This window comes from Rhizobium sp. S96 (assembly GCF_030382195.1).
Classification (GTDB): Bacteria; Pseudomonadota; Alphaproteobacteria; order Rhizobiales; family Rhizobiaceae; genus Rhizobium.
Genome location: NZ_JAUDRY010000001.1, coordinates 19,017 through 32,607, shown reverse-complemented (window position 1 = coordinate 32,607; position 13,591 = coordinate 19,017). Strand labels below are relative to the sequence as shown.

Annotated in this window: 14 protein-coding genes; 10 read left to right on the top strand and 4 right to left on the bottom strand. The window is 62.5% G+C overall.

What is annotated here, in order from left to right; genetic code table 11:
• Positions 1 to 154 precede the first annotated feature (154 nt).
• On the bottom strand, positions 155 to 757 hold the full coding sequence (locus QTL94_RS00155) for a superoxide dismutase (RefSeq protein ID WP_065689850.1): 603 nt from the start codon (positions 755 to 757) through the stop codon (positions 155 to 157).
• Positions 758 to 955: 198 nt separating this feature from the next.
• Here QTL94_RS00155 and QTL94_RS00150 point away from each other — a divergent pair, with 198 nt between their 5' ends.
• From QTL94_RS00150 to QTL94_RS00135, 4 genes are all read left to right on the top strand, one after another.
• Positions 956 to 1,285 (top strand): hypothetical protein, encoded by a 330-nt coding sequence (locus tag QTL94_RS00150; RefSeq protein WP_289800188.1) that lies wholly within the window; start codon positions 956 to 958, stop codon positions 1,283 to 1,285.
• 214 nt (positions 1,286 to 1,499) lie between these two features.
• Positions 1,500 to 3,020, top strand: a complete 1,521-nt coding sequence (locus tag QTL94_RS00145; protein ID WP_289800187.1) for a coiled-coil domain-containing protein — start codon at positions 1,500 to 1,502, stop codon at positions 3,018 to 3,020.
• Positions 3,021 to 3,200: 180 nt separating this feature from the next.
• Positions 3,201 to 3,776: a TetR/AcrR family transcriptional regulator gene (locus QTL94_RS00140; RefSeq protein WP_289800186.1), complete on the top strand. Its 576-nt coding sequence runs from the start codon at positions 3,201 to 3,203 to the stop codon at positions 3,774 to 3,776.
• A gap of 75 nt (positions 3,777 to 3,851) precedes the next feature.
• Positions 3,852 to 4,355: a hypothetical protein gene (locus QTL94_RS00135; RefSeq protein ID WP_289800185.1), complete on the top strand. Its 504-nt coding sequence runs from the start codon at positions 3,852 to 3,854 to the stop codon at positions 4,353 to 4,355.
• A gap of 20 nt (positions 4,356 to 4,375) precedes the next feature.
• Here QTL94_RS00135 and QTL94_RS00130 read toward each other — a convergent pair whose 3' ends face one another.
• A complete protein-coding gene (locus tag QTL94_RS00130) occupies positions 4,376 to 4,723 on the bottom strand; it encodes a nuclear transport factor 2 family protein (RefSeq protein WP_289800184.1) in 348 nt (115 codons plus the stop codon).
• 170 nt (positions 4,724 to 4,893) lie between these two features.
• On the opposite strand from QTL94_RS00130, the gene QTL94_RS00125 reads away from it, so the two are divergent.
• The 3 genes from QTL94_RS00125 to QTL94_RS00115 all read left to right on the top strand — a co-directional run bounded on the left by QTL94_RS00125 (position 4,894) and on the right by QTL94_RS00115 (position 7,725).
• Positions 4,894 to 5,733 carry a helix-turn-helix transcriptional regulator gene (locus QTL94_RS00125; protein ID WP_289800183.1) on the top strand — a complete coding sequence of 280 codons (840 nt, stop codon included), beginning with the start codon at positions 4,894 to 4,896 and terminating at the stop codon, positions 5,731 to 5,733.
• A gap of 88 nt (positions 5,734 to 5,821) precedes the next feature.
• Positions 5,822 to 6,499 carry a YbhB/YbcL family Raf kinase inhibitor-like protein gene (locus tag QTL94_RS00120; RefSeq protein ID WP_289800182.1) on the top strand — a complete coding sequence of 226 codons (678 nt, stop codon included), beginning with the start codon at positions 5,822 to 5,824 and terminating at the stop codon, positions 6,497 to 6,499.
• Positions 6,496 to 7,725 carry a multidrug efflux MFS transporter gene (locus QTL94_RS00115; protein WP_289800181.1) on the top strand — a complete coding sequence of 410 codons (1,230 nt, stop codon included), beginning with the start codon at positions 6,496 to 6,498 and terminating at the stop codon, positions 7,723 to 7,725. Before QTL94_RS00120 ends, QTL94_RS00115 begins: the two co-directional genes overlap by 4 nt.
• Before the next feature lie 17 nt (positions 7,726 to 7,742).
• On the opposite strand, the gene QTL94_RS00110 is transcribed toward QTL94_RS00115, so the two are convergent.
• A complete protein-coding gene (locus QTL94_RS00110) occupies positions 7,743 to 8,669 on the bottom strand; it encodes a bestrophin family protein (RefSeq protein WP_113524430.1) in 927 nt (308 codons plus the stop codon).
• A gap of 116 nt (positions 8,670 to 8,785) precedes the next feature.
• Entirely contained in the window at positions 8,786 to 9,673 is an 888-nt protein-coding gene (locus tag QTL94_RS00105; RefSeq protein ID WP_065689841.1) for a branched-chain amino acid aminotransferase, read from the bottom strand.
• A gap of 249 nt (positions 9,674 to 9,922) precedes the next feature.
• Between QTL94_RS00105 and QTL94_RS00100 the strand changes: the two genes are divergently transcribed.
• The 3 genes from QTL94_RS00100 to QTL94_RS00090 all read left to right on the top strand — a co-directional run bounded on the left by QTL94_RS00100 (position 9,923) and on the right by QTL94_RS00090 (position 13,583).
• Entirely contained in the window at positions 9,923 to 10,963 is a 1,041-nt protein-coding gene (locus QTL94_RS00100; RefSeq protein ID WP_289800180.1) for a zinc-dependent alcohol dehydrogenase family protein, read from the top strand.
• Positions 10,964 to 11,157: 194 nt separating this feature from the next.
• The gene (locus QTL94_RS00095; protein ID WP_113524428.1) at positions 11,158 to 11,625 is read left to right on the top strand and encodes a cupin domain-containing protein; all 468 of its coding nucleotides are present in this window, start codon (positions 11,158 to 11,160) and stop codon (positions 11,623 to 11,625) included.
• A 398-nt stretch (positions 11,626 to 12,023) separates the two neighbouring features.
• Positions 12,024 to 13,583: a TerC family protein gene (locus QTL94_RS00090; protein WP_289800179.1), complete on the top strand. Its 1,560-nt coding sequence runs from the start codon at positions 12,024 to 12,026 to the stop codon at positions 13,581 to 13,583.
• Positions 13,584 to 13,591: the final 8 nt, after the last annotated feature.

The window sequence follows — 13,591 nt, the reverse complement described above, 5'->3', positions numbered from 1 at the left end:
TCTCGGCCAGCATAACGGTCCAAGCACGGAGGTCTCTCAATCACAATGTAGAACACGTCCAGTCCTCCACCGAAGGTGGAGGTTTATTTTGCTTACAACGAAAACGCCCGGCGCTTGCGGCACCGGGCGTTCCATTCCGTCTCGCGAAAACCGCTTACTTGGTGGCGGCTTCGTAGCGTTCCAGGACGTAGTCCCAGTTGATCAGGCTGTCGACGAAGGCTTCGAGGTACTTCGGACGCGCGTTGCGGTAGTCGATGTAGTAGGAGTGTTCCCATACGTCGACGCCGAGGATCGGGGTCGCGCCGTGAACGAGCGGGTTTTCGCCGTTCGGGGTCTTGGTGATTTCGAGCTTGCCGTTCTTGACGGAAACCCATGCCCAGCCGGAGCCGAACTGGGTGGTGCCGGCTGCAACGAAATCAGCCTTGAACTTGTCGTAGCCGCCGAGGTCGGAGTTGACCGCCGCTTCCAGCTTGCCAGGCAGCTTGTTGCCGCCGCCGCCCTTCTTCATCCACTTCCAGAAGTGGACGTGGTTGTAGTGCTGGGCAGCGTTGTTGAAGAGGCCGGCATTGGTGCCGAAGGACTTCTTCACGACTTCTTCCAGGGAGAGGTCCGCGAGACCGGCTTCGGCCGCGAGCTTGTTGCCGTTGTCGACATAAGCCTTGTGGTGCTTGTCGTGGTGGAACTCCAGGGTCTCCTTCGACATGAAAGGCTGCAGCGCTTCGTAGTCGTAGGGAAGTTCAGGCAATTCAAAAGCCATTGTAGTCTCCTCTTGGCAATAGTTTGCGTGATCGGCAGGTGAGGCGGAACATAGGAGCGCAAGCAGGTGGAGGCAACCTGCGAATTGTCAAAAAAGAGGTGGCCGGAGGAAAATTTGCCTCCCCTAAGGACTTGGCTTCAAAGGCGCAAATCGCTCATGATGCAAGTCAGGGCGAAATACGGAATGAAGGGGTCCATTATGCGAATAAACGGATTTGGTTGTTGCGTCCTAGTGACCCTGACGATGTCCGCCGGCGGCGCCTGCGCATCATCGGGCGACGCATGGCAGGAATTCGCAACCGAGGTGCAAAGTCGGTGCGAAACGGCGGCACGAACCTCGGTCGAATTTCCGCGCGCCGTCGTCGATCCCTTCGGCAGCGAGCACTACGGAATGGCGATCGTCACGGGCAAGCCGAAAGGCGCAAACGGCTTCGTCAGCTACTTCTGCGTCTATGACAAGCAGACGAAATCGGTCGAGCTCGGCAGCGAGATCGAGACCGGACGGATGCGACTTCTGCCCGAGGAATGACGTATAACGCGCCCTGTTGCGCAAACGTCACAGGTTCATCAGTTAAACCTGTTGATTGTCATCGTCCGTCTTTTGACAGCGACACATAGCCATTCCTAGATGCAACCCGCAGCATGCGTGTACGGAATCACAGCAATTTTCGAGAAGCTTCGCTTAATTAGCTAAAATCCATATTTCGCCGGCGTTTTGACAGGGTACTTTTGGGGCACAAGTCATGGTCATGAGCTTTTTTCGTCGCGGAGAAGAGGGCGGCAAGTCGCTGCCGACAACAGGTTACAGACCGGCATCCATAACAGATCAGCGTTCGGACACGGCCGAACCGTTGCGCTACTCGATCCCGGATGTCGAGGATTTCGCCGCATTCGGCTCGGCGCTCGAAGAGAACCAGCGGACTTCGGAAGATCTGCTGTCGAGCCTGGTATCGCTTCAGGACCGCGTGTCGACGCTGCTGGGAACGCACAACCGCTCCCTCACCGAGACCGGCGCCCTGCGCGCGGAATGTGCGCGCATCAGCTCGCTCCTGGATTATGAGAGCCGCGCCCGGCAGAAGGCCGATCAGGACAACTCGCGCCTGACTATTGAAAACAAGGATTTTCGCACCGACAACACGCAGCTTCGCACGGAAATCGACGCGCTGCGCGACGAGCTCACCAAGCTGCAGGGCGTGCACCAGATCACGTCCGAGGAATTCACCATTCTGGAGACCCGCTTGCTGGATGCGGAGCGCGAACTCAGCGACGGCGCGATCCAGTTCGATGAAGCCTCCACCCTTCTGAAGCGTGCGCAGCAGGAGCTGGAACAGCGGATCCGGGAACTCGGGATCACTCGGGAGAAGCTGGACAGCGAAACCACGGCCCACCAGCTGCTGATCGAAACCTCGCGCAAGGAAAACGGCGTCCAGGCGCGTGAAATGGCGCGCCTCAACGAGGAACGCAGCCATCTGAAGAGCAGCCTCATCGAACAGGAAGCGCTGGTGCGTAACCTGCAGATGTCCGTCGCAAGCGCCAAGCAGGACCTGTCGCTATTCGAAGAGCGCCACAAGCGCCTCGAAGTCGAGTTCGAAACGCTGCAAGCGTCCTCGGCACTCGAAATCGCGCATCTGACGACCAAGCACGAGGCGGTCGGCTCCAAGGCCGAGCTCGTCGAGAAGCTGCTCGTGACCGCCAACGGTCGCAACAGAATGACCGACGAAGAACTGCAGGCCGCACGCACCGAACTCAAGCGCGTCAAATCCGATCTGGCGACCATGACGTCGCGGTCGGAGCGCCTGTCGGAAGAGCTGCAGCGGGCCCGCACCACCGGCGCGGAAAGCGAATCCGCACGCCGCGAACTGGCCACCCACAACAACGAGCTGACATTGAAGCTGCGCGAGACCGACAGTCTGCGGGTCAGACGCGATCGCGATGCCGATGCGCTCCGCCGCGACATGGACACGCGCATGGACTCGGATCGCTACGAGATCGGACAGCTGCGCACCAGCCTGGAGATCGCCAAGTCCGAAATCCGCCAGCTGCGGGCCGAACGGGCGATCCTGACCGGCCAGCTGGAAGTGGCACGCACGGAACGGGCCGGCATCCCCTCGCCCGTGACTTCAGACGATGGCGACGACACGGCCAGCGGCCTTAGAATGCCGGCGGCGAGCTTTACGCCGATGATCGACATATCGGAGAGATCGCTGCGGCAGGCGCAGGACATGACCTCGGGCGAGCCGGCCCGGATGCCGCCGGCAGAGTAATGCCGTCCGGCGTCTCGGCTAAATCGTGACCGACGCGGTCCCGGTCCGGCCATGACGTCCAACCAAGAGACAATTCCCAACAATGATCTCGGGCGCGACCGATCGCGCCCGAGATCACGTTTTCGCGAACCATATATCGCTTCGTTGACTCCCGACCAACTAGTCGGTAGATAACTTCCCATGGCAACCGATACCTACACTCGCATTCTCGACTGCGCCCAATCTCTGATCGTAACGCGCGGCTACAACGCCTTCAGCTATGCTGATATCGCCGCCGAGGTGGGCGTCGGCAAGGCGACGATCCATCATCACTTTCCCGGAAAGGCCGATCTGGCCGTTGCCGTGGTCGCCCGTTACCGGCAGGCGACGGCGGACGGGATGGGGGCGATGGCGGCGCAGGTCACGGAGCCCGGCATGCGGCTCGCCGCCTATGTCGGCTTCTGGGAGCAATGCATCCGAGACAACAACGCGCCCTTCTGTATCGCCGCATTGTTGGCGGCCGAATTGCCGAGCCTTCCGCCGGAGGTCGCGGAACAGGTGAAGGCGCATTTCGACGAACTGATCGACCGCCTTACCATGTTCATCGACGAGGGGTTGCGAAGCGGCGCACTGAAGAGCCCCGACAGTGCCGAGACGAGCGCGCGGGTGCTGGTCGCCACCGTGCATGGCGCCATGCTCGCCGCCCGCGTCGCCGGCGGCGATGCGGAGCTGTTTTCCAGCATCACCCAGCCGGCGCTGCAGCGGCTTAACGGCTAGATTATGGATCACCGCATATCGCATTTTTCGAACCAATTACCGACCGACTAGTCGGTCCAATCAGGAGCATTCGACATGGCCAATCCACTTTCGCTTCTCGGAGAAATCCACACCGCCGTCAGCATTATTCCCGCCGTTGCCGGGCTCTACAGCTTCGCGAAGTATAGGGCGATCTGGCCGGAGACGACGGTCGGCAAGATCTATCTCGCTTCGCTGGCGCTTTCCGCGATCAGCGCCTTCGGCCTGTCGTCCGCCGGCGGCTTCAACGCCGGGCATGCGCTTGCCATCATCGTGCTTCTCGTTTCCGCCATCTGTCTTCTTCTGCCGAAGCTCAGCTTTCTCGGCCGCCTGATGCCCTATCTCAGGAACCTGGGCCTGTCCTTCACCTACTTCCTGCTCTGGGTTCCCGGAATAAACGAGACCCTGTCGCGGCTGCCGCCCTCACATCCGATCGGCAACGGCCCGGATTCGCCGCCCGTGAAGGCGGCGCTGCTTGCATGGGTCGCGCTCTTTGCGGCAGGCAGCCTTGCGCAGGCCTTCATCGTCTCGCGCCGCCAGGCGAAACGCGCGGTCGCTTGAGGCCTTGGGCGCCTGACGTTTTAGACATCGCGGCCGAAGTAGACATCGACGGCCGCGACCTTATCCCCCTTGAAGCGGAACGTTTCCATGTTGCGGAACGCTCCGCCGTCACGCTTGATCGCGCGATAGCGAACCACGGCCTCGTCGTCGGCAAGGCCGAGATATTCGATCTCCAGGCGCGCAAATGGCGGTGGCTTGGGCCAGCATCTTTCGAAATAGCTGTCGCGGTCGATGTGGTCGTCACGCGGGCTGGAGAAGGTGAAATCCTCCGTCAGCATCGCCGCGACGATATCCTTGTGGCCTTCGATATAGGCCGCGTAGAGCGCGCGGACCGTTCTGACGCGCGCCGTGTCGTTTTCTTCCGTCATCTTGCTCCTCCTCCTCCTGCTCACTAAATGTGGTCGCGCGGGCTAAAGGCCAGCCGGGTTAGGCAAGCGGGCGTGGATTACGCTGGCAGAATAGTGCTGCTTGGTGCCTGACGGCTTGGATTATTGGTGGCGATCGTTAGAATCGGCGCCACACCAACCGCGGGCTGCCAATGTCTGACGTCGAACACATACTGGAGCGGCTGCTGAAACTGGCAGCCAGGGACAATCGTCCTTCGGCATTGCCGGGTGGCGCCGTGCGTGCCTCGGCACTGTTTTCCTTCGTCACCCGCGAGCGCGAGCGCATCGCCGGCTGTTCCTTTCCCCGCGCCTCGATCGTCGTGGTCGTGGAAGGCTCGAAAGAGGTCGTGACGATGGGCCGGCAATTGCGCTTTGCTGCCGGCACCGTGCTCGTCCTGCCCGGCGGCTGGCGCGGCGACGTGGTCAACGATCCTGATACGGCAACGGGTGTCTATCGCGCCATCTTCATCGATTTTCCGGACGAACTGGTTGCGCGCGCAAGCCGTGCCTTTCCGCCACGCCGCAAGAGCGGGCAGCTCGACCTGCCGCTCGACGCGGCGCTTTCAAGCGCCATCCACCATGCCGGCGAAGGTATCGTTGCCGGCAACCTGCCTGCCACGCTGATCGAGCACCGTGTGATGGAAGTGCTGATGGTTCTCGGCATGCGCGGCGCCCTGCCCTTCAAGGCGGAGACGACGGGAGACGCCGTTCGCGGTCTGGTTCGCTGGCAGCCGGACAGAGCATGGACCGCCGACATGATCGCCGCCGAGCTTGGCACCAGCAACGCCACACTGAGACGGCGGCTGGCCGGCGAAGACACGTCGCTGCGCACGCTGCTCGCGGAGGTCCGGGTGGAGCTTGCAACCGCGATGCTTGCCGACGATGGCGTTTCCCTTCGTGAAGCTGCTCTGGCGACGGGATACCGGTCGCCGCGCCGCTTTGCCGAGCGCATGCGGTCCGGCGCACGCGAAAAGCAAGCCGCAGACATTTGAGCGCACGCGGACGCTTTTTGAGCGTTTCAGTGCACTTGCTTTCCATCGAGATTGCTAGAGCTCTTCCGTCGAACGAGAGGATAAACTCATGCACATCAGAACCATCGCAACAGCCGCCGCTATCCTGTCTCTGTCCACGCCGCTGTTGGCCGCCGAGATCACGGTGACGTTCCGCAACAGTGGGCCGGGCGCCACGCTTCGCGCGGAGAACGCATCCTGCATTGCGGCTGGCGGCCAAGCTGCGGCAGGCAACAACAAGAGCCCTGCCCTCTCCTGGACCAAAGGTCCTGCGGGAACCCGCTCCTATGCCCTTGCGATGACCGACCCCGACGTTCCGGCCGATCTTTCGTTGCTGAATAGGCAAGGGACCGAAATCGACAAGGATGTGCCGCGCATGGAGTTCACCCATTGGATCCTTGCCGACATCCCTGCATCGGTCACCGAACTTGCCGAAGGCGCGGATGGCGACGGCATGCCGACCGGCGGACTTGCGCTTGAGATGACCAAGCACGGCCGGCGCGGGCAGAACGGCTTCGCCGCCTTCTTGAAGGATGGGCCGCATGGGGGCTATATGGGCGCGTGCCCTCCCTGGAACGACTTGCGTATCCACCGTTACCGCGTCACGGTCTATGCGCTCGATACCGACAGGCTCACACTTCCCAAGGCCTTTACCCGCGCCGATTTCCTCGCCGCGGCAAAGGGCCATATCGTTTCGTCCGGTGCGGCGGAACTGACCTATACGATCAATGCGAAGGCCACGAAATGACCGATACGAAATGGGATGCAGCCGCAGCCGAACCCGGCTCCATCCACTGGAAGCGCAATCTTGTGGTTTCGTTGATCGGCTCCTTCACCACCATCGTCGCGATGACCCTCCTGCTGCCGTTCCTGCCGCTCTATGTCGAGGAGCTCGGGGTCAGCGATCATGCGGCCATCGCGCAGTGGTCGGGCATCGCCTATGGCGCGACCTTCTTCGCCGCGGCGATCGTCGCTCCGCTCTGGGGGCGGCTCGGCGACATCTACGGCCGCAAACTGATGCTCGTGCGCGCGAGCCTCGGCATGACGGTGGCGATTTCGCTGATGGGCATGGCCGGCAATGTCTGGCAACTGGTGGCGCTGAGACTCTTCGTCGGTCTGGCGGGCGGCTATTCGTCCGGCTCGATGGTGCTGGTCGCGACCCAGACGCCGAAGGACCGCTCGGCCTGGGCGCTGGGCACGCTCGCCTCCGGCATCATGGCCGGAAACCTGATCGGCCCGCTGATCGGTGGGGCCTTGCCGCCGTTGATCGGCATCCGCAATACCTTCCTCGCCGCCGGCGCAATGATTTTCCTGGCCTTCCTCGCCACCACCTTCCTGATCAAGGAAGAGAAGTCGCCTGCCCGCAAGCAGGCGGCGAAGGCGAGCGGCGGCTGGGCATCCATTCCCGACAAGCGGCCGGTCATTGCCATGCTGGCAACCGGAATGCTCTTGATGCTCGCCAACATGTCGATCGAGCCGATCATCACCGTCTATGTCGCGCAGCTGGTGGACGACCCCGGCAAGGTGACGATGACAGCAGGCATCGTGATGTCGGCGGCCGCACTCGGCGCGATCCTGTCGGCCTCGCGGCTCGGCAAGCTCGCAGATCGGATCGGGCACTGGCCGGTCATCGCCGGCGCTCTGGCCGTTGCCGGTGTGCTGCTTATCCCGCAGGCGTTCGTCACCAGCGGCTGGCAGCTGATCGGCCTGCGTTTCCTGATGGGCGTTGCGCTCGGTGGGCTGCTGCCCTGCATCTCGGCGGTCATTCGCCATAGCGTGCCAGACAGCGCGGCGGGCAGCATCCTCGGCCTGTCGGTCTCGTCGCAATACGTCGGCCAGGTGGCCGGGCCGGTGCTCGGCGGGTTCGTCGGCGGCCACATCGGCATGCGCGCCGTGTTTCTCGGCACCTGCGTGCTGCTGATCGCCGGTGCCGCCTATTCCTGGCTGGTCAGGCCGAAAGAGGCGGCGGAGTAATCTCCGCCACCTCAATCCTACATCAGCAGATAATCCACGGCGACCGGGAGTGGCGGCAGATCTTTTTCGCCCATGGCTTCGCGCAGGTTGATCTCGATGGTATCGGCGATCGCCTCGATCGGGAGCGCGTTCGGCTGTCTGCCGAAGGGCTCTTCCAGTTCGTCGCCTAGCGCGTCCAGCCCGAAGAAGGTGTAGGCGACAAGGGCCGTACCGAAGGGCATGAACCAGCCGAGCACATCGTCGAAGCCGAAGGGCAGCATGAGGCAGAAGAGATGCGCGGTGCGGTGGAGTAGCAGCGTGTAGCCGAAGGGGACCGGCGTCCAGCGGATGCGCTCGCACGAGGCCTGGGCGAGCGTCAGGTCGGCGAGCGTCCGGTCCAGCATCTGGTAATTGATGTCGGTCAGCATGCCCTTGGCGCGCAGATCCGCCAGCTCACGGGCGATTTCCAAAGACAGTGCCTCGGGCGGGTTGCGGCTGGCGTCGTAGCGGGCGTTGATATCCTGAGACAGCAGCCGCTCGACCTTGCCGCGACCGACGCCGGTGCGCAGATGCGGAACCAGCGCCTGAACGAAGGCAATCACCAGCGTCAGCACGCGCTTGCGGGCAACGGCACCCGCCTCACCCGATGTCGTCTCGAGGATCAGGGTCTGGCGGGCGAAATGGCGGGCGGAAAAGACGATCACGCCCCATTGCCGGCGCGCTTCCCACCAGCGGTCGTAGCAGGCGTTGTTGCGAAAGCCGAGGAAGATCGAGAGCGCGATGCCGAGTAGCGCGAAGGGAGCGCCGTTGAACACAGGAAGGACACCTGGCCAGAGGTTGTGACAGAGGACGACCAGGGAGGAGAGGATGGCAGTCAGCAGGATCTGCGGCAGAACCCGCTTGATGATCGAGCCGCGGAGAATGAAGAACAGGCGAAGTAGGGTGGGACGTGAGCGCACGATCATGACGAAGGCTTTTCGCTTCTTGCAGTTACAGGATGTCGGCTACTCCTCCCCAGCCGTGCGAATGGCCGCGGCGGGCGCGGCCATTGTTCTCAAGAGCAAGGCAGGCAGACGCTTGATCAGCTGTCGTGCTCGCTGCGGCCGAAGGCCCAGTTCATGTAAAGCTCGAGCGCCTTGCGGGTGACAGGACCCGCCTGAAAATCGCGGCCGTCGAGGCGATTGACGCCGACGACCTTGGAATAGTTGCCCGTGGTGAAGATCTCGTCGGCGTTCATGAAGTCCTCGACCGAAAGCGTGACTTCACGAACCTCGAAGCCCGCCTTGCGCAACAGCCCGATCACGCGCGCACGGGTGATGCCGGCAAGGAAGGTGCGGTTGGCGATCGGAGTGGACACCACGCCGTCCTTGACCATGAAGACGTTGGAGGACGCGGTTTCGGCGACGTTGCCGTTCATGTCGCGCATCAGGGCGTTGTCAAAGCCGCGGCTTCTTGCTTCGGCGATCGCCCGACCGCTGTTCGGATAAAGCGAGCCGGCCTTTGCATCCGTCATCGCTGTTTCGGGCGACGGGCGGCGATAGGGCGAAACGGTGAGCGAATTCGGCGCATTGTTGCCGAGAGGCGCCTCGAACAGGCACAATGCAAAACGTGTCGATTCCCCGTCTACCGTGACGACGCTGCCCGCCGAGCCATGCTCGCCCCAGTACATCGGCTTGATGTAGATCGGTGTCTTGCCGTCGAACTTCTTGATGCCTTCCCAGGCAAGCGCTTCGATCTCTTCGGCGGTCTTCACCGGCTTCAGGCCCATGTTGACGGCCGAGCGGTTGATGCGCTGGCAATGCTGGTCGAGATCCGGCGCAATGCCGTCGAACCAGCGAGCGCCGTCGAAAACGGTGGAGGCGAGCCACATGGCGTGCGAGGTCGGGCCGATCAGCGGCGGATTGCCGGTAAGCCACTCTCCCTCGACATAGGTCCAGGTGCTTGAACGGGGCGATGTATCGACGGCCATGAGACTCTCCTTCAAAGTTCGGAGAGCAAAATCCCCAGCGACAAGCCGGGTCAAGCGGAAATCATGGGCCGGAATCGCTACGCAAGAAAAATACCCCGCGACCTCATGACGGGTAAGATTCGTGCGCCCGACTTCACGCGTTGGCGATGGGTGCATCAGCGAAAATCATCGATGGCATGGTTGGAACGCCCCCCGCCCGCATGCCATCATGCACCCCTGACGAAGCAGTTCCAAACCGGAGTACAGACGATGAAAGCCATGTTTTACGACGCCTTCGAAAAGGCTCCGGAGATCCGCACCCTGCCCGACCCGACGCCGACCGAAGACGGCGTGGTCATCGCCATCGGCGCAACCGGCCTCTGCCGCAGCGACTGGCACGGCTGGATGGGCCATGACCCTGACATTAAGCTCCCGCATGTCCCGGGCCATGAGCTTGCCGGAAAGGTTGTTGCGACGGGCAAGGGTGTCGTGCGCTTCAAGATCGGCGACCGGGTGACCGTGCCGTTTGTTTCCGGCTGCGGCCATTGCGGCGAATGCCATTCCGGCAACCAGCAGGTCTGCCCGAACCAGTTCCAGCCGGGCTTTACCCATTGGGGTTCGTTTGCCGAATATGTCGCCATCGACTACGCCGACACCAACCTCGTACATCTGCCGGAAAGCGTCGACGACGCGACGGCCGCGAGCCTCGGTTGCCGCTTTGCGACGTCGTTTCGCGCTGTTGCCGATCAGGCGCGAACCGGGCCCGGCGAGTGGATCGCCGTGCATGGCTGCGGGGGCGTCGGATTGTCGGCGATCATGATCGCGACCGCACTCGGCGCCAACGCCATTGCCATCGACGTCTCCGACGAGAAGCTGGCCTTTGCCCGTGAATGCGGCGCGGTGGCGACGATCAACGCGACCACCGTCGCCGACGTTTCCGAGGCGGTGCGCGAGATCACCAAGGGTGGCGCGCATGTGTCGATCGATGCCCTCGGCCATCCCGTCACCTGCTTCAACTCGATCAAGAACCTGCGCCGGCGCGGCCGCCATGTGCAGGTCGGCCTGATGCTCGGCGAATATGCGACGCCGCAAATCCCCATGGCGCAGGTGATCGGTCACGAACTGGAGATCTACGGCAGCCACGGCATGCAGGCCTGGCGCTACGACGCGATGCTGGCGATGCTTTCCGCCGGCAAGATCGCGCCGCAGAAGCTCATCCGGCGGCGGATCAGCCTGGCGGAAGCCATTCCCGCGCTGATGACACTGGATAAGGCCGAGGCGACCGGCATCAGCGTGATCACGCAATTCTGAGGGCGCCGACCGCCGGGGCAGGACGCATTCTGGCCGCAAAATTCAGTTAGCTGCCTGCCCGGATCTTGATGATGTCGGCTCCATCGCCCACATCAGGAGCACCAAGCCGCGGCCAAAGGCCGGCGGCTCCGGCGGTTGCCAAGAGCTCTATAAAGTTCTAACGGGCTCGCCACCAAGAACAAGAAAAGCGAGACATGATGTCCAACTCAGTTGTGAAAACGCATGCCCAATCGGGCGAGAAAGTCTTTTTCGTCATGGGTGACCGGGTCGAGCGACGGGCTCGCCTCGAGGGTACCTGGCTCAACGTCTTCGACGTTTCCGTGCCATCCGGCAGCCGGACTCCGTTGCACAGGCACGCCAGCCCGGAAGTATTCCGCATCATCGAAGGCCGCCTGACTATCCGCCGCATGACCGACAATGGCCTTGAAGAATTCGAGGCGACGGCCGGCGACATCGTCAGGATCGACGCGGACCAGGCGCATGGCTATTCGAATCCGGGCCCGGAGACCGCGGTCTTTTCGGCGATCGTGGACAACGACATGGCCGAATTTTTCGAAGCAACCGGCTCCCGCGAACCGCCGAAGGCCTCACCTTCCGCCGACACCTTGGAGCGCGTGACGGCCGCTGCCAACGCGCACGGCATTACCATTCTGGCAGCCTGACCGAACCATTCAGAGCGCCTGGGGCCGCCGGGTTGACTGGCGGCCATTGTTCGACGCGCCGCGGACGTCCCGAAACGACGGTTCGCACGAATTCTCACCTGCCCCCTTGCGCTCGACCCCGTTCCCCTTCAAAATTACAGCATGCCTGACAGCGACCCTTCCAGTACCACCTCCGCCCATTCCGACCGGGAACTTCCGGCTGATGATGGCGGCGACCACTGTAGACGGCCCGATTACAATCGTGCCCGCACCAGGCTCAGCAAGGCTGCCGACGAGGCAGCCTCTCTCTTTTCCAATGCGGTAGTTTCCCACAGGTCGCCTGCGTCCGGTGTCATCCGCTCTTCACATTTTTATCTGAAAAGGAGCGGTCTGTTTCACCTGACCGCATTGAACCATTGATGTTCTTCGACTGGATATCCGACCCTTCCGCCTGGGTCGGCCTCGCCACCCTCATTGTGCTCGAGATTGTTCTCGGCATCGACAACCTTGTCTTCATCGCGATCCTCGCAGACAAGCTGCCGCCGCATCAGCGTGACAAGGCCCGTCTGGTCGGCCTCGGACTGGCATTGATCATCCGCCTCGGACTGCTCGCCTCGATCGCATGGGTCGTGACCCTGACGACGCCGCTGTTTCATGTTCTCGATTTCGGCTTCTCGGGACGTGACATCATCCTGCTCGTCGGCGGTCTGTTCCTGCTGTTCAAGGGCACGATGGAATTGCACGAGCGCCTCGAGGGTCATGTGGAGACCTCCGAAAAGAAGGTCGTGCACGCGGTTTTCTGGCAGGTCATCGTCCAGATCGTCGTCCTCGATGCCATCTTCTCGCTCGACAGCGTGATTACCGCGGTCGGCATGGTACAGCACCTGCCGGTCATGATGATCGCCGTCGTTATCGCCATCGGCGTCATGCTGCTACTGTCCAAGCCGCTCACCTCGTTTGTCAACAAGCACCCGACCGTGGTCATCCTCTGCCTGGGGTTCCTGATGATGATCGGCTTCTCGCTGATCATCGAAGGCTTCGGCGTCCACCTGCCGAAGGGCTACCTCTACGCCGCGATCGGCTTCTCGGTGATCATCGAGTCGCTGAACCAGCTGGCACGCCACAACCGCGAGCGGCTGATTACGCCGACCAACATCCGCGAGCGCACCGCCGACGCGGTCCTCAACCTGCTCGGCGGCAAGCGCCCGCAAGTGACGCTCGGCTCTACGGCCGAGCTGATCGCGGAGCAGACCGCCGAGGAAGAGGTCTTCTCGTCGGAGGAAAAAGACATGATCCAGGGTGTCCTGACCCTTGCCGGGCGCTCGGCAAAATCGGTGATGACGCCCCGCATCGACATCGACTGGCTGGACCTCGACGCACCGCAGGCCGAATTGCAGCGCCTGATCGTGGAGCTCGGCCATTCGCGCTTTCCGGTCGCCCGCGGCAGCCTCGACAATTTCATCGGCGTCGCCAGCGCCCGCGACCTGTTGCGCGACATCATCGTCGATGGTGCGATCAATCCGGAGCGATCCATCCGCCAGCCTTTCGTCGTGCATGAGAGCATCAGCGCGCTGAAGCTCATGGAGCAGCTGCGCCATTCGAGCGAGGCGGTTGCCATCGTTCTCGACGAGTATGGCGCCCTGGAGGGCATGGTGACCCCGACCGACCTCCTCGAAGCCATCGCCGGCGAATTCCCCGACGAAGACGAGGAAAAGCTGATGATCGAGCGCGGCGACGACGGTTCGCTGACCGTCGACGGCTGGATCGATATCCGCCATGCATCGAAGCTGCTCGACGTCGATCTCGTCGACGATGCCGATCGCTTCTCGACGCTGGCGGGTTTCATCCTGTGGCGCCTGGGGCATCTCCCGCACCAGGGCGAGAGCTTCCGCGTGGACGACCTGTCCTTCGAGGTGGTGAAGCTCCACGGCCGCAACATCGACAAGGTTCGCGTCAAGCGTATCGACGAACCCGCGTAAACATTGGA

Bases quoted from the DNA above. Each gene is read 5' to 3' on its own strand.
- QTL94_RS00115 (WP_289800181.1), top strand. From the start codon at position 6,496: ATGACCGATACGAAATGGGATGCAGCCGCAGCCGAACCCGGCTCCATC.
- QTL94_RS00095 (WP_113524428.1), top strand. From the start codon at position 11,158: ATGATGTCCAACTCAGTTGTGAAAACGCATGCCCAATCGGGCGAGAAA.
- QTL94_RS00090 (WP_289800179.1), top strand. From the start codon at position 12,024: ATGTTCTTCGACTGGATATCCGACCCTTCCGCCTGGGTCGGCCTCGCC.
- QTL94_RS00130 (WP_289800184.1), bottom strand. From the start codon at position 4,723: ATGACGGAAGAAAACGACACGGCGCGCGTCAGAACGGTCCGCGCGCTC.
- QTL94_RS00150 (WP_289800188.1), top strand. From the start codon at position 956: ATGCGAATAAACGGATTTGGTTGTTGCGTCCTAGTGACCCTGACGATG.
- QTL94_RS00105 (WP_065689841.1), bottom strand. From the start codon at position 9,673: ATGGCCGTCGATACATCGCCCCGTTCAAGCACCTGGACCTATGTCGAG.
- QTL94_RS00135 (WP_289800185.1), top strand. From the start codon at position 3,852: ATGGCCAATCCACTTTCGCTTCTCGGAGAAATCCACACCGCCGTCAGC.
- QTL94_RS00125 (WP_289800183.1), top strand. From the start codon at position 4,894: ATGTCTGACGTCGAACACATACTGGAGCGGCTGCTGAAACTGGCAGCC.
- QTL94_RS00120 (WP_289800182.1), top strand. From the start codon at position 5,822: ATGCACATCAGAACCATCGCAACAGCCGCCGCTATCCTGTCTCTGTCC.
- QTL94_RS00155 (WP_065689850.1), bottom strand. From the start codon at position 757: ATGGCTTTTGAATTGCCTGAACTTCCCTACGACTACGAAGCGCTGCAG.
- QTL94_RS00140 (WP_289800186.1), top strand. From the start codon at position 3,201: ATGGCAACCGATACCTACACTCGCATTCTCGACTGCGCCCAATCTCTG.
- QTL94_RS00145 (WP_289800187.1), top strand. From the start codon at position 1,500: ATGGTCATGAGCTTTTTTCGTCGCGGAGAAGAGGGCGGCAAGTCGCTG.
- QTL94_RS00110 (WP_113524430.1), bottom strand. From the start codon at position 8,669: ATGATCGTGCGCTCACGTCCCACCCTACTTCGCCTGTTCTTCATTCTC.
- QTL94_RS00100 (WP_289800180.1), top strand. From the start codon at position 9,923: ATGAAAGCCATGTTTTACGACGCCTTCGAAAAGGCTCCGGAGATCCGC.